We start from the raw sequence: 19,419 nt of genomic DNA, 5'->3' as shown, positions 1-19,419 counted from the left end.
CCTTCCCTGTCGCAAATTAAAACGGTCATATTTAAAGCATGCGCTACATTTATTCGCCAGCCTTAGTAATTAATAGCTTGAGAGTGTTAATTTATGAGCAGCTGGCGTATAAATTGTAAATTATTTGTACTAGCATAAACCCAGATTAAATGTGATGCGTCCGGCATCTCTACTGGGCGACAACGGCTATTTGGGTAGAGTGGTAATGAGTAAACAATCCCAACATGTTTTAGTTACCTTACCTCATCCTCTACTGCGCCTGGCCAGTTTAGGTCTGGTGGCTTTCATCTTTACGCTGTTCTCGCTGGAACTGTCTCGTTTCGGGGCGCAGCTGGCGCCGCTGTGGTTTCCGACCTCAATCATGATGGTGGCTTTTTACCGTCATGCGGGAAAAATGTGGCCGGGGATCGCGCTGGCGTGCTCATTGGGTAACATCGCGGGTTCTTTGCTCTTCTTCCCCGGAGAGTCGCTTAGCTTTACCTACACGGCCATCAACATTATTGAGGCTGTCGTGGGGGCAATGTTATTGCGCAAACTGCTGCCCTGGTACAATCCTTTACAAAATCTCAACGACTGGGCGCGCCTGGCATTCGGCAGCGCAGTGGTCCCTCCGCTGCTGGGCGGCGTATTACTCTGGTTATTATTACCGCAAGAAACGTCGTTAAATACCTTCCTCATTTGGGTGCTGTCAGAATCCATCGGCGCGCTGGCGCTGGTACCATTAGGTTTACTGTTTAAGCCACATTATCTGCTGCGCCACCGCAATCCGCGATTACTGCTTGAAACTCTGATTACGCTTCTGGTGACGTTAACGTTCAGTTGGCTGTCGATGATGTTCATTCCATGGCCGTTTACCTGCGTTATTGTCCTGTTGATGTGGAGCGCTGTCCGTCTGCCGCGTATGGAGGCGTTTTTAATTTTCCTCAGCACCGTGATGATGGTTTCGCTGATGTTGGCCGCTGACCCTTCGCTGCTCTACACCCCCAAACAGAACATGATGACCAGCATACCGTGGCTGCCGTTTTTGATGATCCTGTTGCCAGCCAATATGATGACCATGGTGATGTACGCGTTTCGGGCTGAACGCAAGCACATCTCAGAAAGCGAAGCGCGCTTTCGCAATGCTATGGAATATTCCGCAATTGGCATGGCGCTGGTCGGGACTGAGGGGCAATGGCTACAGGCCAATAAAGCCTTGTGCCAGTTTCTGGGCTATAGCCAGGAGGAGCTACGTTCGCTCACCTTCCAGCAATTAACCTGGCCGGAAGATTTGAACAATGACCTCGAACAGTTAAACATGCTGGCGCGCGGGGAAATTAACAGCTATTCCATGGAGAAACGCTATTACACGCGCGCAGGCGAGGTGGTATGGGCCTTGCTGGCCGTTTCGCTGGTGCGCCATAGCGACACCACCCCACTCTACTTTATTGCGCAGATTGAGGATATTAACGATCTGAAGCACACCGAGTGGATGAACAAACGGCTGATGGAGCGCATTACGCTCGCTAATGAAGCCGGGGGGATCGGCATTTGGGAATGGGAACTGCAGCCTGATGTGATCAGTTGGGATAAGCGTATGTTCGATCTCTACGAAGTCCCGGCACATATCAAGCCCAGCTGGCAAGTCTGGTATGAATGCGTTGTACCTGAAGATCGCGAACACGCCGAAAATGTGATTCGCGATTCGCTGGCCGCACGAGCCCCGTTTAAGCTTGAGTTTCGTATCGCGGTAAAAGGTGGCATACGGCATATCCGCTCATTGGCCAACCGGGTACTGAATAAAGACGGTGAAGTTGAACGCTTACTTGGCATCAATATGGATATGACCGAGGTGAAGCAGCTCAACGAAGCGCTGTTCCAAGAAAAAGAGCGTTTGCATATTACACTCGACTCCATCGGCGAGGCGGTGATTTGTATTGATGTCGACATGAATGTGACCTTTATGAATCCGGTCGCTGAGAAAATGAGCGGCTGGCAGCAGGAAAACGCAATTGGCATTCCGCTCCTGACAGTACTGCGTATTACTTTCGGCGATAACGGTCCGCTGATGGAAAATATCTACAGTGCCGACATGTCACGTAAGGCAATGGAACAAGAAGTCGTCCTGCATTGTCGCAACGGCAACAGTTATGACATTCAGTACAGTATCACGCCCCTCAGCACCCTTGATGGCGGCAGCATTGGCTCGGTGTTGGTCATTCAGGATGTCACCGAGTCACGTAAGATGTTACGCCAGCTTAGCTACAGCGCTTCGCATGACGACCTGACGCAGTTGGCCAATCGGGTCAGCTTTGAAAACCATCTCAAACAGTTGCTGCATACGGTGCACGACGCGCACCAGAGTCATGTGCTGGTTTTTATCGATCTTGATCGTTTTAAAGCGGTGAACGATAGCGCAGGTCATGCTGCAGGCGATGCCCTGCTGCGCGAACTCTCTTCACTGATGCTAAGCATGCTGCGGTCCAGCGATATGCTGGCGCGCCTTGGCGGCGACGAGTTTGGTCTGTTGCTGCCGGATTGTAATATCGAAAGCGCCCGCTTCATCTCAGGTCGCATCATCAGTGCTATTAACGATTACCACTTCATGTGGGATGGCCGCTTGCACCGCATTGGCGCCAGTGCGGGAATTACGCTGATTGATGACAAAAACCATATCGCGACTGACGTCATGTCTCAGGCGGATATCGCCTGCTACGCGGCGAAAAACAGCGGACGTGGGCGTGTCTGCGTCTATGAACCCCAGCAAAGCCAGGCGCATGCCGCGCGTAGCCAACTGTCATTGGACGAACAAAAGCATACCATTACGCACAGCCCGATGCTGATGATCGCCAGAGGCGTGGCTTCTCCACGTATACCTGAGACGTTTAGCTTCTGGCTTATATCGCTACGCTTAGGGACCGCTGAAGGCGAAGTGATTGAAGAGCAGACATTCCGTACCGGGCTGGTCGATCCCACATTGAATCAAGCGCTCGACCGTCGGGTATTCAGCGAATTCTTCCAGAATGCGGCCCCGGCAGTCGCCAGCAAGGGCCTCAGTGTTGCGCTCCCCCTTTCCGCCGCCGGGCTGCTCAATTCAGAACTTGTTGATGAGCTGCTGGAACAATTGCAACATAGTCCGTTACCGCCGCGGCTGCTGCACCTGACCGTTCCGGCCAGCGTCATCAAAACGAATCCAACGCAGGCGATATCCGCCCTGCATCGGCTACGTCAGTTCGGTTGTCGAATTGTGTTAAGTCAGGTCGGTCGTGATTTAGAGCTTTTTGACAATCTGAAATACCGCATTGTCGATTACCTGTTGCTTGACAGCGAGCTAAGCGCCAGCGCTCACGGAGACCTGATTGACGAGATGTGGGTGTCCATTATCCAGGGCCATGCCCAGCGTCTGGACATTAAAAGCATCGCCGGTCCGGTGCAGTTGCCGCTTATCATGGATGCGCTTTCTGGCATCGGTATTGACATGATTTATGGCGACATTATTGCCAACGCCCAACCGCTGGATCTGCTACTGAATACCAGTAATTTCGCCATCAACTGACGGCTGCCAGCCATCCGTGTACCAGATATGCAAGAGTGCATAGGAGCGCCAGGGTTTCCAACGCTCTGCATACCGCCGGATCTGGGCTGGCGTCATGCCGGGAAAACGCTGTTTAATCAGATAATCATCCGGCAAAAAAACATCCTTCGCCTGCCAACCACGCAGCGCAAAATAGTTGGCGGTCCAGCGCCCTATTCCGGGAAACGTTTGTAGTTGCTTAACGCCTTGCTCAATATCGTCAGGCGCTACTGTCGCAAGCGTTCCTTCAAGCGTTGCACGCGCCAGGTGAATCAACGCTTCAGCGCGTTTGAGCGGCATCCCTAACGTTTTCAGGTGCAGCGGTTCGGCGTCAGCAAGCGCTTCAGGCGTGGGAAAAGAAACATACCCTGGGGCATCCTCCAGCGTGTCGCCATAAGCATGGGCGACTTTCGCCGTCAGTTTTGCCGCCATAGCCACGCTGACTAACTGCCCTAAAATCGCCCGTACCCCTTGCTCAAAAGCATCGACACATCCCGGCAGGCGCAGTCCCGGACGCGCCGCACCAAGGCTTCCCAGCGCGCTGACAATTTGCTGCGGGCAACAAGTAAGATCAAACAAACGGGTTATTTTCGCCAGGCACTCGGGGGCGGCGGGTTGTAATCCCGAACTTAACGTCACGTGTAGCACATTGGCGTGCAAATCCGGTACGACGCGCACCAGACCCCGATGCTCCCCTACGGACAGGCTTCTGGTATAACTCAGTTCCTCCACCGTTTCGACACCGTCAACCGCACGGGCGGCAAGAAATCCCAGCATCCAGGGCCAGTCATAAGGCGGTTGCCAGCTCAGCGTGAACATTCAGTTTTCCTTTTTATGCAAACCTACAGCATAAACGGTATTCAATCGATGCGCCTTGCTTTCATATTCCAGTTGTCGGAGCGTCAACATTTCGTTAAAGTCACGCCCCTTCTTCACTGGCATGGGGATTTTTACGGTGTTTATTGGTTTTGACTACGGTACGGCAAACTGTTCAGTGGCCGTTATGCGTGACGGGCAGCCTCACCTGCTCAAAATGGAAAATAACAGCACGCTTCTGCCTTCAATGCTGTGCGCGCCAACGCGCGAAGCGGTCAGCGAGTGGCTGTATCGCCATCACGACATCCCAACCACGGACGACGAAACGCAGGCGCTGCTTCGCCGCGCGATGCGCTATAACCGCGAAGAAGACATCGACGTTAACGCCAACAGCGTGCAGTTCGGTCTGGCATCGCTGGGTCAATATATTGAAGACCCGGAAGAGGTGTATTTCGTTAAATCGCCAAAATCATTTTTGGGTGCCAGCGGTCTGAAGCCGCAGCAGGTTGCGCTGTTTGAAGATCTGGTCTGCGCGATGATGCTGCACATACGCAACCAGGCACAAAATCAGTTGCCGGAAGCCATCACCCAGGCCGTTATTGGTCGTCCCATCAACTTCCAGGGGTTAGGGGGCGATGACGCCAACGCCCAGGCGCAGGGTATTCTTGAACGTGCGGCTAAACGCGCCGGTTTTCAGGATGTCGTCTTCCAGTACGAGCCGGTAGCGGCTGGTCTGGATTACGAAGCCACGCTGCAGGAAGAAAAACGCGTGCTGGTGGTGGATATTGGCGGGGGTACAACCGACTGTTCACTGCTGCTGATGGGGCCGCAATGGCACCAGCGCGCCGATCGCGAAAACAGCCTGCTGGGGCACAGCGGCTGCCGCGTTGGCGGGAACGATCTGGATATTGCTCTGGCGTTTAAACATCTGATGCCGCTGCTCGGTATGGGGGGAGAAACGGAAAAAGGGATCGCCTTACCTATTCTGCCCTGGTGGAACGCGGTCGCGATCAACGATGTTCCCGCGCAAAGTGACTTCTACAGTAGCGCCAACGGTCGCTTGCTCAACGATCTTGTCCGCGACGCGAAAGAAGCCGATAAAGTCGCCCTACTGCTTAAAGTCTGGCGCGAGCGTCTGAGCTATCGCCTGGTGCGTAGCGCAGAAGAGAGCAAAATCGCGCTTTCCGATCAGACCATTGTGACGGCGGCGATACCGTTTATCAGCGACACGCTGGCAACCGATATCAGTCAACACGGGCTGGAAGCTGCGCTCAATCAGCCCCTGGCGCGCATTCTGGAGCAGGTTCAACTGGCGCTGGAAAACGCGCAGGAAAAACCGGACGTGATTTACCTGACCGGCGGTAGCGCGCGTTCGCCGCTGATTAAAAAAGCCCTCGCCCAGCAACTTCCCGGGATTCCGATCGCGGGGGGCGATGATTTCGGTTCCGTTACTGCCGGACTGGCCCGCTGGGCTGACGTTGTTTTCCGCTAAGCGGCTCGCATGCTGAAAAGTACGCGTATTGACATCACCATTGCTGTGGCTTATTTTCAGGAGTGAGGGTTAGGGAGGGCTTCCCCACCCCCTGGTGTCTTAGTAAGCCGGTAAGCTAATCACTAAGAGTATCACCAGTATGATGACCTGCTTCATCATAACCCTTTCCTTATTTTGGCCCCTTCCTCGGGAGGGCCTTTCCCGTTCCAGCGTCCCGCTGAAATCTCTGGCTCTCCTCCTTTTTGCCTTATCAGCACGCTAACGCACAATCACGTATTCGCTATCTTCACCACCGATTGTTGCGTAACGCTTCGCAAAGCCGCATTAGCATTCAGACGAATCCCGACAGTGTTTCATAATTCCTCCATTTTTCTCCCTTGTTCGCTGGCTAAACTAGTATCATTCCGCGAATCGTTTCAGGATGAGAAACTTATAACAATGAAAGGCAGTAAAAAATCCCGCTGGGTGATAGCAATCGCGATCGTTGTGGCCACCGTCGCCGCCATCTGGTTCTGGCAAAGCCGTAACGACGCCCAGGAAAACGCACCGGGCGCTACCAAACCAGCGCAGCACACGCCAGGTTCGGGACGGCGTGGAATGCGCTCCGGGCCGTTGGCTCCCGTTCAGGCTGCCACCGCCGCCATGGAAGCCGTTCCGCGTTACCTGACAGGACTGGGTACCATTACTGCCGCAAATACCGCCACGGTACGTAGCCGGGTGGATGGTCAGCTCATTGCCTTACACTTCGAGGAAGGACAGCAGGTAAAAGCCGGCGACCTGCTGGCAGAGATAGATCCCAGCCAGTTCAAAGTTGCTCTGGCTCAGGCGCAGGGCCAACTGGCAAAAGATAAAGCCACGCTGGCAAATGCCCGTCGCGACCTTGCCCGCTATCAACAGTTGGTGAAAACTAATCTGGTCTCCCGCCAGGAGCTGGATGCCCAGCAGGCGCTGGTAAATGAAACGTTAGGGACAATCAAAGCCGATGAAGCCAGCGTCGCCAGCGCCCAATTGCAGCTTGACTGGAGCCGGATAACCGCGCCTGTAGAGGGGCGTGTCGGTCTGAAGCAGGTCGACGTCGGTAACCAAATTTCCAGCGGCGATACCACCGGAATCGTCGTCATTACGCAAACCCATCCTATCGACCTGATATTCACCTTGCCTGAAAACGACATTGCCACCGTGTTGCGGGCGCAAAAATCGGGGTCTCCGTTAAAGGTCGAAGCCTGGGACCGAACCAATTCGCAAAAACTGAGCGAAGGCGTCCTGCTCAGTCTCGACAATCAGATTGATGCCACGACCGGAACCATCAAAGTTAAAGCCCGTTTTAACAATCAGGATGATGCTTTATTCCCTAACCAGTTCGTTAACGCCCGCATGCTGGTCGACACGGAACAAAATGCCGTGGTGATCCCAACGGCCGCCCTGCAGATGGGCAATGAGGGCCATTTTGTCTGGGTGCTGAACAGCGAGAATAAAGTGAGCAAACATCTGGTTAAACCAGGTATTCAGGATAGCCAAAAAGTAGTGATCGCCGCCGGGTTGTCCGCAGGCGATCGGGTCGTAACCGACGGTATTGACCGCCTGACGGAAGGCGCAAAAGTAGAAGTCGTAGAGGCGCATGACGCCTCTGCTCAGGATGAGAAAACTGCGCCCCGCGGATACGGCAAAAAAGGAGCTAACTCCTGATGCAGGTGTTACCTCCGCACAACACAGGCGGGCCATCACGCCTGTTTATTCTGCGACCTGTCGCCACCACGCTGCTGATGGTCGCGATTTTGCTTGCCGGTATTATCGGTTATCGTTTCCTGCCGATCGCCGCCTTACCGGAAGTCGATTACCCCACGATTCAGGTCGTTACGCTGTACCCGGGCGCCAGCCCGGACGTCATGACCTCGGCGGTAACCGCGCCGCTTGAGCGTCAGTTCGGACAGATGTCCGGCTTAAAACAGATGTCCTCGCAAAGTTCCGGCGGCGCATCGGTCGTCACGTTGCAGTTTCAACTGACACTCCCGCTGGATGTTGCCGAGCAGGAAGTTCAGGCTGCGATTAACGCCGCCACCAATTTATTACCGGGCGATCTGCCCAATCCGCCGGTCTACAGCAAGGTAAACCCGGCAGATCCACCGATCATGACGCTGGCGGTCACGTCCAGCGCCATGCCGATGACGCAGGTGGAAGATATGGTCGAAACCCGCGTCGCGCAGAAAATCTCTCAGGTTTCCGGTGTCGGTCTGGTAACACTTTCCGGCGGGCAACGACCGGCGGTCCGCGTGAAGCTTAACGCACAGGCTATTGCCGCACTCGGTCTGACCAGCGAAACCATCCGTACAGCCATTACCGGGGCTAACGTCAATTCGGCAAAAGGGAGTCTTGATGGCCCAACGCGTGCTGTCACCCTTTCCGCCAACGACCAGATGCAGTCCGCAGACGAATATCGCCAGCTCATCGTGGCCTATAAAAACGGTGCGCCGGTTCGTCTGGGCGATGTCGCCACCGTCGAACAAGGGGCAGAAAATAGCTGGCTGGGTGCATGGGCCAATAAGCAACAAGCCATTGTAATGAATGTTCAGCGCCAGCCTGGGGCGAACATCATCTCCACGGCAGACAGTATCCGTCAAATGCTGCCGCAGCTCACCGAAAGCCTGCCCAAATCAGTTAAGGTCAGCGTGCTTTCGGATCGTACGACCAATATTCGTGCGTCCGTTGCAGACACCCAGTTTGAGCTAATGCTGGCGATTGCGCTGGTGGTGATGATCATCTACCTGTTCCTGCGCAATATTCCGGCGACGATTATTCCTGCGGTCGCCGTTCCGCTGTCGCTCATCGGCACCTTCGCGGTGATGGTATTTCTTGATTTCTCCATCAATAACCTGACCCTAATGGCGCTAACCATCGCGACAGGATTCGTAGTGGATGACGCTATCGTGGTTATCGAGAATATTTCTCGCTATATCGAAAAAGGCGAAAAACCGCTGACTGCCGCCCTGAAGGGGGCTGGTGAGATTGGTTTTACCATCATCTCTCTGACATTTTCGCTAATTGCCGTGCTGATCCCGCTGTTGTTTATGGGTGATATCGTTGGCCGATTATTCCGCGAGTTTGCCGTTACGCTGGCCGTGGCAATTCTGATTTCCGCCGTCGTCTCGCTCACCCTCACGCCGATGATGTGCGCGCGCATGCTTAATCAGGCCTCGTTGCGTAAGCAAAACCGCTTCTCCCGCGCCTCGGAGCGTATGTTCGATCGCGTCATTGCCGGGTACGGTCACTGGCTGGCAAAAGTGCTGAACCATCCGTGGCTCACGCTGGGCGTGGCGTTCGGCACGCTGGCACTGAGCGTTATGTTATGGGTCTTTATCCCCAAAGGGTTCTTCCCAATCCAGGACAACGGCATCATCCAGGGTACGCTGCAGGCGCCGCAGTCCAGTTCATTTGCCAGCATGGCCCAGCGCCAGCGCCAGGTTTCCGATGTCATCCTTCAAGATCCGGCGGTCGAGAGCCTGACAGCTTTTGTCGGCGTGGATGGTACTAATCCGGCATTGAACAGCGCGCGTCTGCAAATCAACCTTAAGCCGCTGGACGATCGCGACGATCGCGTGCAGAAAGTGATCGCACGCCTACAGGACGCGGTTGACAGAGTACCCGGCGTTGATCTCTATCTTCAGCCCACCCAGGACCTGACGATTGATACCCAGGTCAGCCGGACGCAATATCAGTTTACGCTGCAAGCAACGTCCCTTGACGCCCTCAGCACCTGGGTTCCACAGCTGTTAGAAAAACTTCACCAGCTACCGCAACTGTCCGATGTCAGTAGCGACTGGCAGGACAAAGGGCTGGTGGCGTATGTGAACGTCAATCGCGATAGCGCCAGCCGTTTAGGCATCAGCATGGCGGATGTCGATAACGCCCTGTACAACGCCTTCGGCCAGCGACTGATTTCAACCATCTACACCCAGGCCAACCAGTATCGCGTCGTGTTGGAACATGACACCAATAGTACGCCGGGGCTTGCTGCACTGGACACTATCCGTCTGACCAGCAGCGACGGCGGCGAGGTTCCGCTCAGCGCAATCGCCAGCATTGAACAGCGTTTCGCTCCGCTGTCGATTAACCACCTCGATCAGTTCCCGGTCACCACCATCTCGTTCAACGTACCGGACGGTCATTCGCTGGGCGATGCGGTGCAGGCAATTCTGGATGCCGAAAAAACGCTCAATCTGCCAGCAAATATTACCACCCAGTTCCAGGGCAGTACGCTCGCTTTCCAGGCCGCACTGGGTAATACCATCTGGTTGATTGTGGCTGCGGTTGTCGCGATGTATATCGTCCTCGGCGTGCTGTATGAGAGCTTTATTCACCCGATTACCATTCTCTCCACGCTACCCACGGCGGGCGTCGGCGCCCTCCTGGCGTTAATGATTGCCGGCAGTGAACTGGACGTCATCGCGATTATCGGCATTATTTTGCTTATCGGTATCGTCAAGAAAAACGCCATCATGATGATCGACTTCGCCCTTGCCGCGGAGCGCGAACAGGGCATGACCCCACGCGACGCTATTTTCCAGGCCTGTCTGCTGCGTTTTCGCCCGATTCTGATGACTACGCTGGCGGCACTGCTCGGCGCGTTGCCGCTGATGTTAAGTACCGGCGTGGGGGCCGAATTACGTCGTCCATTAGGAATTGGTATGGTCGGCGGTCTGCTGGTAAGCCAGGTATTAACCCTGTTTACCACCCCGGTGATTTATCTGCTGTTTGACCGTCTGTCGCTGTACGTGAAAAGCCGCTTCCCGCGTCAGGAAGAGGAAGCGTAGATGAAATTTTTCGCGCTTTTCATTCATCGTCCGGTGGCGACCATTCTCATTTCGGTGGCCATCACCCTGTGCGGGATACTGGGCTTTCGTCTGCTGCCGGTAGCTCCGCTGCCGCAGGTGGATTTCCCGGTGATCATGGTCAGCGCATCATTACCGGGCGCTTCCCCTGAAACGATGGCGTCTTCGGTAGCCACCCCGCTGGAGCGCTCACTGGGGCGCATCGCGGGCGTGAACGAAATGACCTCGAGCAGTTCCCTTGGCAGTACGCGCATTATTCTTGAATTCAAATTCGACCGTGACATCAATGGTGCGGCGCGGGATGTTCAGGCCGCGATTAACGCAGCGCAAAGCCTGCTACCCAGCGGTATGCCAAGCCGCCCCACGTACCGCAAAGCCAACCCTTCCGATGCGCCAATCATGATCCTGACGCTCACGTCGGACACTTACTCGCAGGGTGAACTGTACGATTTCGCATCAACCCAATTAGCACAGACCATCGCGCAAATCGACGGCGTGGGTGACGTCGACGTTGGGGGCAGCTCTCTGCCTGCCGTGCGCGTAGGGCTTAATCCGCAAGCGCTGTTTAATCAGGGCGTGTCGCTGGACGACGTGCGTAGCGCGATTGCTAACGCCAATGTGCGTAAGCCGCAGGGAGCTATCGAGAATGATACCCACCGCTGGCAGGTACAAACCAACGATGAGCTGAAAACCGCCGCCGAGTACCAGCCGATTATCATCCACTACAATAACGGCGCTGCGGTGCGGCTGGGCGATGTTGCGTCTGTGAGCGACTCGGTGCAGGACGTACGTAACGCGGGGATGACCAACGCAAAACCGGCTATCCTGCTGATGATCCGCAAGCTGCCAGAAGCCAATATTATTCAGACGGTAGACAGCATTCGGGCCAAATTACCGGAGTTACAAACGCTGGTACCGGCCGCCATCGATCTGCAAATTGCCCAGGACCGTTCACCGACCATTCGCGCCTCGCTGGAGGAAGTCGAACAGACGCTGATTATCTCCGTTGCGCTGGTTATTCTGGTGGTCTTTGTTTTCCTGCGCTCCGGGCGCGCGACCCTGATCCCTGCGGTAGCGGTTCCGGTCTCGCTGATCGGTACCTTTGCCGCCATGTATCTGTGCGGGTTCAGCCTGAACAACCTGTCATTAATGGCGTTGACCATTGCCACGGGATTTGTCGTTGATGACGCGATCGTGGTGCTGGAAAATATTGCCCGCCACCTGGAAGCGGGAATGAAGCCACTGCAGGCGGCGCTACAGGGTACGCGCGAAGTGGGATTCACGGTGCTCTCAATGAGCCTGTCGCTGGTAGCGGTGTTCCTCCCGCTGCTATTAATGGGCGGATTGCCTGGGCGCTTGCTGCGCGAATTTGCCGTCACGCTGTCAGTTGCTATCGGTATCTCGCTGCTGGTGTCGCTGACATTAACGCCAATGATGTGTGGCTGGATGCTCAAATCCAGCGCCCCGCGTGAACAGTCTCGTAAACGAGGTTTTGGTCGTGTGCTGGTGGCACTGCAACAGAGTTACGGCACTTCGCTTAAATGGGTGCTGCGCCATACGCGACTGGTAGGCGTGGTGTTACTTGGCACCATTGCGCTGAATATCTGGCTTTATATTTCCATCCCCAAAACCTTCTTCCCGGAGCAGGATACGGGCGTGTTGATGGGGGGGATTCAGGCCGACCAGAGCATCTCTTTCCAGGCGATGCGCGGCAAACTGCAGGACTTTATGAAGATCATCCGCGACGACCCGGCGGTGAATAACGTCACCGGTTTTACCGGCGGTTCCCGGGTTAACAGCGGGATGATGTTTATCACCCTCAAGCCACGCGATGAGCGCGGTGAAACCGCTCAGCAGGTGATCGACCGCCTGCGCGTCGCGCTTGCAAAAGAGCCTGGCGCGAATCTGTTTCTGATGGCGGTGCAGGATATTCGCGTCGGCGGCCGCCAGGCCAATGCCAGCTATCAATACACATTGCTTTCCGACGATCTGGCGGCGCTGCGCGAGTGGGAACCGAAGATCCGTAAAGCGCTTGCCGCCCTGCCCCAACTGGCGGATGTCAACTCAGATCAGCAGGACAATGGCGCGGAAATGAACCTGGTCTACGATCGCGACACCATGTCTCGTCTGGGGATCGACGTTGCAGCCGCTAACAGCCTGTTGAACAACGCTTTTGGACAACGGCAAATTTCAACTATTTATCAACCGATGAACCAGTACAAAGTGGTGATGGAGGTCGATCGACGTTACACCCAGGACATCAGCGCGCTGGATAAAATGTTCGTCATCAACAATGACGGTAAGGCAATCCCGCTATCGTACTTTGCCAAATGGCAACCGGCGAATGCCCCGCTGTCGGTAAACCATCAGGGCTTGTCCGCTGCCTCAACCGTGTCGTTTAACCTGCCAACAGGTTCTTCACTGTCAGAGGCGACAGAGGCTATCAACAGAACCATGACCCAGCTCGGCGTCCCCTCCACGGTTCGCGGTAGCTTTGCCGGCACGGCACAGGTATTTCAGGACACCATGAACTCACAGGTGATCCTGATTATCGCCGCCATTGCCACAGTCTACATCGTTCTGGGGATGCTGTATGAAAGCTATGTCCATCCCCTGACCATTCTCTCCACGCTACCTTCAGCTGGCGTCGGGGCTTTGCTGGCGCTGGAGCTGTTCAATGCCCCGTTCAGCCTAATCGCCCTGATAGGGATAATGCTATTAATTGGCATTGTGAAGAAAAATGCCATCATGATGGTCGATTTTGCGCTGGAAGCGCAGAGAAATGGCAAGCTGCAGCCAGAAGAAGCCATTTTCCAGGCCTGCCTGCTGCGCTTTCGCCCAATCATGATGACCACGCTGGCGGCGTTGTTTGGCGCGCTGCCGCTGGTGTTATCCGCCGGGGATGGCTCCGAACTACGTCAACCTTTGGGGATAACCATTGTCGGCGGGCTGGTCGTGAGTCAACTCCTGACGCTGTACACCACGCCCGTGGTCTATCTCTTTTTCGACCGTCTGCGTTTTTCGCGTAAAAACAGCAAACCGGTAGCAGAGTTATGACAGAACTTCCCGACAGCACCCGCTGGCAACTTTGGATTGTGGCATTCGGCTTTTTTATGCAGTCGCTGGATACCACCATCGTGAATACTGCGCTTCCCTCGATGGCGGCAAGCCTCGGGGAAAGCCCGTTACACATGCATATGGTCATTGTGTCATATGTTTTAACCGTTGCCGTGATGCTGCCCGCCAGCGGATGGCTGGCGGACAAAGTTGGCGTGCGTAATATCTTCTTCACCGCCATCATCCTGTTTACGCTTGGCTCGCTGTTTTGCGCCGGGTCCAGCACACTCAACGAGCTGGTGATGGCGCGCGTCTTACAAGGCGTTGGCGGTGCGATGATGGTGCCGGTCGGCAGGCTAACGGTGATGAAAATCGTTCCACGTGAGCAATATATGGCGGCGATGACGTTTGTCACATTGCCCGGTCAGATTGGCCCGCTACTGGGACCGGCATTAGGCGGTATTCTGGTTGAGTACGCCTCCTGGCACTGGATATTTTTGATTAACATTCCGGTTGGCATTGTCGGCGCGATAGCGACGTTAATGCTGATGCCCAACTACACCATGCAAACCCGACGCTTCGATCTCTCCGGATTTGCGATGCTGGCAGTCGGCATGGCGGTACTGACGCTGGCGCTTGATGGCAGTAAAGGAACCGGCATCTCCAGTATCTCGCTGGCAGCGTTGGTTATCTGCGGAGTGCTGGCTATTGCGCTGTATCTGAAACACGCCCATCGTAATCCACGCGCGCTGTTCAGCCTGAATCTGTTTCGCACACCGACCTTCTCGCTGGGTCTTTTCGGCAGTTTTGCCGGACGCATCGGTAGCGGTATGCTGCCGTTTATGACGCCGGTGTTTTTACAAATAGGCCTCGGTTTTTCCCCCTTTCATGCCGGGCTGATGATGATCCCGATGGTGCTCGGCAGTATGGGCATGAAGCGCATCGTGGTGCAGGTCGTTAACCGCTTTGGCTACCGTCGCGTACTGGTCGCTACAACGCTTGGCCTGTCGCTAGTCAGTCTGCTGCTGATGACCACCGCGCTGCTCGGCTGGTATTACGCCCTGCCCTTCGTACTGTTCTTACAGGGAATGGTCAACTCAACGCGCTTTTCATCCATGAACACCCTGACGTTAAAAGACCTGCCTGACGATCTCGCCAGCAGTGGTAACAGCCTGCTGTCAATGATCATGCAGCTGTCGATGAGTATCGGGGTGACCATCGCGGGACTGCTGCTAGGTATGTTCGGTCAGCAGCATAGCGTCATCGACAGCGGAAGTACGCATACCGTCTTTATGTATACCTGGCTGTGCATCGCATTCATTATCGCGCTGCCCGCCATTATTTTTGCCCGCGTGCCGAACGACACGCAAACCAACGCGGTGATTTCACGGCGCAAAAGGAGCACCTGATGAAGTTCTGGCGGCCCGGTATCACCGGCAAACTGTTTCTGGCGATTTTCGCCACCTGCATCGTATTGCTGATCAGCATGCACTGGGCCGTACGCATAAGCTTCGAACGCGGTTTTATTGACTATATCAAGCACGGTAACGAACAGCGGCTGCAAATGCTCAGCGACGCATTAAGCGAACAGTATGAACAGCACGGCAACTGGCGATTCTTACGCAATAACGATCGGTTTGTTTTTCAGATCCTGCGCTCTTTTGAACACGACAACGACGATGATAAACCCGGCCCCGGCATGCCGCCGCACGGCTGGCGTACGCAGTTTTGGGTTGTCGACCAAAATGCCCGCGTGCTGGTCGGTCCGCGTGCTCCGGTCCCCCGTGACGGTATGCGCCATCCGATCCGCGTCAACGGTAGCGAAGTCGGTGCCGTGATTGCCTCTCCCGTGGAACGCTTAACGCGCAATACGGATATCAATTTCGACATGCAGCAAAGACGTTCCAGTTGGCTCATCGTCGCGCTTTCCACGATCCTGGCTGCGCTGGCAACGTTTACGCTGGCGCGCAGCCTGCTGGCCCCGGTCAAGCGGTTAGTGGAAGGCACGCACAAACTGGCGGCTGGCGATTTCACCACTCGCGTTGCGCCGACCAGTACGGATGAGCTGGGCAAGCTGGCGCAGGACTTCAACCAGCTTGCCAGTACGCTGGAAAAAAACCAGCAGATGCGTCGTGACTTTATGGCCGATATTTCTCACGAACTGCGTACGCCGTTAGCGGTGTTGCGCGGTGAACTGGAGGCCATTCAGGATGGCGTACGCCAGTTCACCCCTGACTCCGTTGCCTCTTTGCAAGCTGAAGTGGGTACGCTCACCAAGCTGGTGGACGATCTGCATCAGCTCTCCATGTCCGATGAAGGCGCGCTGGCCTACCAGAAAACATCGCTGGATCTCATCCCGCTGTTGGAAGTGGCAAGTGGCGCATTTCGTGAACGCTTTGCCAGCCGTGGACTGACGATACAACTTTCACTCCCGGACAGCATGACGGTATTTGGCGACAGGGATCGTCTGATGCAGTTGTTCAACAATCTGCTGGAAAACAGTCTGCGCTACACCGACAGCGGCGGTGGGCTGCACATCAGCGCCGAACAACGCGAGCGTATGGTTTTATTAACCTTCGCTGATTCCGCTCCCGGCGTAAGTGACGACCAGTTACAGAAGCTGTTTGAACGATTTTATCGCACCGAAGGCTCGCGTAACCGTGCCAGCGGTGGTTCCGGGCTGGGGCTGGCAATTTGCGTCAATATCGTACAGGCGCATAATGGTCTGATCCGCGCCGCCCATTCGCCTTTTGGCGGGGTGAGCATTACAGTAACATTACCGCTGGAACGCGATTTACAGAGAGATGTATGACTGAGCTACCCATTGATGAAAACACGCCGCGTATTCTGATCGTGGAAGACGAGCCCAAGCTGGGGCAACTGCTTATCGACTATCTGCGCGCGGCAAGCTACGCTCCTACGCTCATCAGCCACGGCGATCTGGTTCTTCCTTACGTGCGTCAGACGCCGCCCGATCTGATCTTGTTGGATCTGATGCTGCCTGGTACCGACGGCCTGACTCTGTGCCGGGAAATCCGCCGATTCTCTGAAGTCCCCATCATGATGGTAACCGCCAAGATAGAAGAAATTGATCGCCTGCTGGGGCTGGAGATCGGTGCGGATGATTATATTTGCAAACCCTACAGCCCGCGTGAAGTTGTTGCTCGCGTGAAGACGATTCTGCGCCGTTGCAAGCCGCAGCGCGAACTGCAACAGATGGATGCTGACAGCCCGTTGATCGTCGATGAAGGTCGTTTTCAGGCGTCCTGGCGTGGGAAAATGCTCGACTTAACGCCTGCTGAATTTCGCTTACTCAAAACGTTGTCGCATGAACCGGGAAAAGTGTTCTCCCGTGAACAGTTGCTCAATCATCTCTATGACGATTACCGTGTCGTTACCGACCGAACCATCGACAGCCATATCAAGAACCTGCGACGCAAGCTGGAATCGCTGGATGCGGAGCAGTCGTTTATCCGCGCGGTCTATGGCGTAGGGTATCGCTGGGAAGCCGACGCCTGTCGAATTGCGTAAACACTCCCGTCCTGCAGGACTCCGCGGCTTCGTGGAGTCCTGTTGACTAGCAACTCTCCAAATATCGCTCATACTCTTTGTGGCAACACTGTCGTCAATAACTGTTTGATATAAAACTTTAATCAAGGAGTTCATATGGCTGGTTGGTTTGAATTAAGCAAGAGTAGCGATGATCAGTACCGCTTTGTTCTTAAGGCTGGAAACGGGGAAACTATCCTTACCAGTGAGCTTTACACGACAAAAGGGGCGGCAGAAAAAGGGATCGCATCTGTCCAGGCTAACAGCCCTCTGGCCGAGCGTTACGAGAAAAAAACGGCAGCTAATGGCAAATTGCATTTCAATCTGAAAGCAGCAAACCACCAGATTATTGGTAGCAGTCAACTGTATGCGAATGAACAGTCGCGCGAGACCGGTATTGCTTCAGTTAAGACCAATGGTGTAACTCAGACGATAAAAGATAAAACCTGATAATGACTCGCTCAGCCGGGTAACGCCACGCTGTCGCCCGGCGTTTTTCTTTACCTGTCTTCCCCACAGCGCTACAATGCCCGCCCTTAATATGGGGGCACTCCCCTAACCGCCTCATTGAGTGAGGCGAGTCTGACCTGTCATCAGAACGAGATAATTATGTTTAAACCGGAACTCCTTTCCCCGGCGGGAACGCTGAAAAACATGCGTTACGCTTTCGCCTATGGCGCAGACGCTGTATATGCGGGCCAACCGCGTTACTCACTGCGCGTACGCAACAACGAATTCAATCACGAAAACCTGCAGCTAGGCATTAATGAAGCCCATGAACTGGGTAAAAAATTCTATGTGGTGGTTAATATTGCCCCGCATAACGCCAAGCTGAAGACCTTCATTCGTGACCTGAAACCGGTGGTGGAAATGGGACCGGATGCACTGATCATGTCCGACCCCGGTCTGATTATGCTGGTGCGCGAAAACTTCCCTGACATGGACATTCACCTTTCAGTACAGGCTAACGCCGTAAACTGGGCGACGGTGAAATTCTGGAAGCAGATGGGATTGACCCGTGTGATCCTGTCCCGCGAACTGTCGTTGGAAGAAATTGAAGAGATCCGCACCCAGGTGCCGGATATGGAAATTGAGATCTTTGTTCACGGCGCGCTGTGCATGGCTTACTCCGGCCGCTGCCTGCTCTCTGGCTACATCAACAAGCGTGACCCAAATCAGGGTACCTGTACCAATGCCTGCCGCTGGGAATACAACGTGCAGGAAGGCAAAGAAGACGTGGTGGGCAATATCGTGCATAAGTATGAGCCTATCCCGGTACAAAATGTTGAGCCGACGCTGGGTATTGGCGCGCCAACTGACAAAGTCTTTATGATCGAAGAAGCCCAGCGTCCGGGTGAGTACATGACCGCGTTTGAAGACGAACACGGCACTTACATCATGAACTCGAAGGATTTGCGTGCCATTGCCCACGTTGAGCGCCTGACTCAGATGGGCGTGCATTCGCTGAAAATTGAAGGCCGTACTAAATCATACTATTACTGTGCACGTACCGCGCAGGTTTATCGCAAGGCCATTGATGATGCCGCTGCCGGGAAACCGTTCGACCCGCAACTGCTGGAAACGCTGGAAGGTCTGGCGCATCGCGGTTACACCGAGGGGTTCCTGCGCCGCCATACGCATGACGACTATCAGAACTACGAATACGGCTTCTCTGTTTCCGAGCGTCAGCAGTTTGTCGGCGAATTCACTGGCGAACGTAAAGGTGAACTGGCGGCTGTGCTGGTGAAAAATAAATTCACCGTCGGCGACAGCCTGGAGCTGATGACCCCACAGGGCAACATCAACTTTACCCTCGAACAGATGGAAAACGCGAAAGGCGAAGCGATGCCGGTTGCGCCGGGCGATGGTTACACCGTGTGGATGCCTGTACCGGAGGATATCGATCTGAATTATGCATTGTTGATGCGTAATTTTACCGGTGAGTCCACGCGCAACCCACATGCTAAGTAGTTAATTACGGTTATTTTTCAGCGTTCGGAAGATTCTTAGAAATCGATCACATACCGCTTCGTTCATTAAGGGTATTATCCCATCCGCTGAAAAACATAACCCATAAATGCTAGCTGTACCAGGAACCACCTCCTTAGCCTGCGTAATCTCCCTTA

At 54.7% G+C, this 19,419-nt stretch carries 12 protein-coding genes; 10 read left to right on the top strand and 2 right to left on the bottom strand.

Annotated features, from left to right (window positions below; genetic code table 11):
* Positions 1 to 205: 205 nt before the first annotated feature.
* A complete protein-coding gene (locus tag OGV75_RS21585) occupies positions 206 to 3,535 on the top strand; it encodes a diguanylate cyclase (RefSeq protein WP_155574507.1) in 3,330 nt (1,109 codons plus the stop codon).
* Here OGV75_RS21585 and alkA read toward each other — a convergent pair.
* Positions 3,503 to 4,372 (bottom strand): DNA-3-methyladenine glycosylase 2, encoded by an 870-nt coding sequence (gene alkA, locus OGV75_RS21580; protein WP_286481178.1) that lies wholly within the window; start codon positions 4,370 to 4,372, stop codon positions 3,503 to 3,505. The genes OGV75_RS21585 and alkA overlap by 33 nt on opposite strands.
* Positions 4,373 to 4,508: 136 nt before the next feature.
* Here alkA and yegD point away from each other — a divergent pair, with 136 nt between their 5' ends.
* The gene (yegD, locus tag OGV75_RS21575) at positions 4,509 to 5,861 is read left to right on the top strand and encodes a molecular chaperone (protein ID WP_046275425.1); all 1,353 of its coding nucleotides are present in this window, start codon (positions 4,509 to 4,511) and stop codon (positions 5,859 to 5,861) included.
* A 99-nt stretch (positions 5,862 to 5,960) separates the two neighbouring features.
* Here the strand turns inward: yegD and OGV75_RS21570 are convergent, their stop codons facing one another.
* Complete coding sequence (locus OGV75_RS21570; RefSeq protein WP_109017525.1) at positions 5,961 to 6,020, bottom strand: type I toxin-antitoxin system Ibs family toxin; 60 nt, start codon at positions 6,018 to 6,020, stop codon at positions 5,961 to 5,963.
* Between the two features lie 279 nt (positions 6,021 to 6,299).
* Between OGV75_RS21570 and OGV75_RS21565 the strand changes: the two genes are divergently transcribed.
* The 8 genes from OGV75_RS21565 to trhP all read left to right on the top strand — a co-directional run bounded on the left by OGV75_RS21565 (position 6,300) and on the right by trhP (position 19,264).
* A complete protein-coding gene (locus tag OGV75_RS21565) occupies positions 6,300 to 7,547 on the top strand; it encodes an MdtA/MuxA family multidrug efflux RND transporter periplasmic adaptor subunit (RefSeq protein ID WP_181547382.1) in 1,248 nt (415 codons plus the stop codon).
* Positions 7,547 to 10,669, top strand: coding sequence for an MdtB/MuxB family multidrug efflux RND transporter permease subunit (locus OGV75_RS21560; protein ID WP_286481175.1), 3,123 nt, complete (start codon positions 7,547 to 7,549; stop codon positions 10,667 to 10,669). The genes OGV75_RS21565 and OGV75_RS21560 overlap by 1 nt, the downstream gene beginning before the upstream one ends.
* Positions 10,670 to 13,744 carry a multidrug efflux RND transporter permease subunit MdtC gene (gene mdtC / locus OGV75_RS21555; RefSeq protein WP_016156934.1) on the top strand — a complete coding sequence of 1,025 codons (3,075 nt, stop codon included), beginning with the start codon at positions 10,670 to 10,672 and terminating at the stop codon, positions 13,742 to 13,744.
* Positions 13,741 to 15,153, top strand: coding sequence for an MFS transporter (locus OGV75_RS21550; protein WP_016153605.1), 1,413 nt, complete (start codon positions 13,741 to 13,743; stop codon positions 15,151 to 15,153). Before mdtC ends, OGV75_RS21550 begins: the two co-directional genes overlap by 4 nt.
* On the top strand, positions 15,153 to 16,556 hold the full coding sequence (gene baeS / locus OGV75_RS21545; protein ID WP_016153606.1) for an envelope stress sensor histidine kinase BaeS: 1,404 nt from the start codon (positions 15,153 to 15,155) through the stop codon (positions 16,554 to 16,556). Before OGV75_RS21550 ends, baeS begins: the two co-directional genes overlap by 1 nt.
* Positions 16,553 to 17,275, top strand: coding sequence for an envelope stress response regulator BaeR (baeR, locus tag OGV75_RS21540; protein ID WP_019077149.1), 723 nt, complete (start codon positions 16,553 to 16,555; stop codon positions 17,273 to 17,275). The genes baeS and baeR overlap by 4 nt, the downstream gene beginning before the upstream one ends.
* 135 nt (positions 17,276 to 17,410) lie before the next feature.
* Positions 17,411 to 17,743 (top strand): YegP family protein, encoded by a 333-nt coding sequence (locus tag OGV75_RS21535; protein WP_019077150.1) that lies wholly within the window; start codon positions 17,411 to 17,413, stop codon positions 17,741 to 17,743.
* Between the two features lie 159 nt (positions 17,744 to 17,902).
* Positions 17,903 to 19,264 (top strand): prephenate-dependent tRNA uridine(34) hydroxylase TrhP, encoded by a 1,362-nt coding sequence (gene trhP, locus OGV75_RS21530; protein ID WP_046275427.1) that lies wholly within the window; start codon positions 17,903 to 17,905, stop codon positions 19,262 to 19,264.
* Positions 19,265 to 19,419: the final 155 nt, after the last annotated feature.

Origin of the sequence: Citrobacter sp. Cb028 (assembly GCF_030336705.1) — a bacterium.
In the GTDB taxonomy this organism is placed as follows: Bacteria; Pseudomonadota; Gammaproteobacteria; order Enterobacterales; family Enterobacteriaceae; genus Citrobacter; species Citrobacter braakii.
The sequence above is the reverse complement of the archived record's forward strand: the minus strand, read 5'-3'. Positions and strand labels throughout refer to the sequence as shown.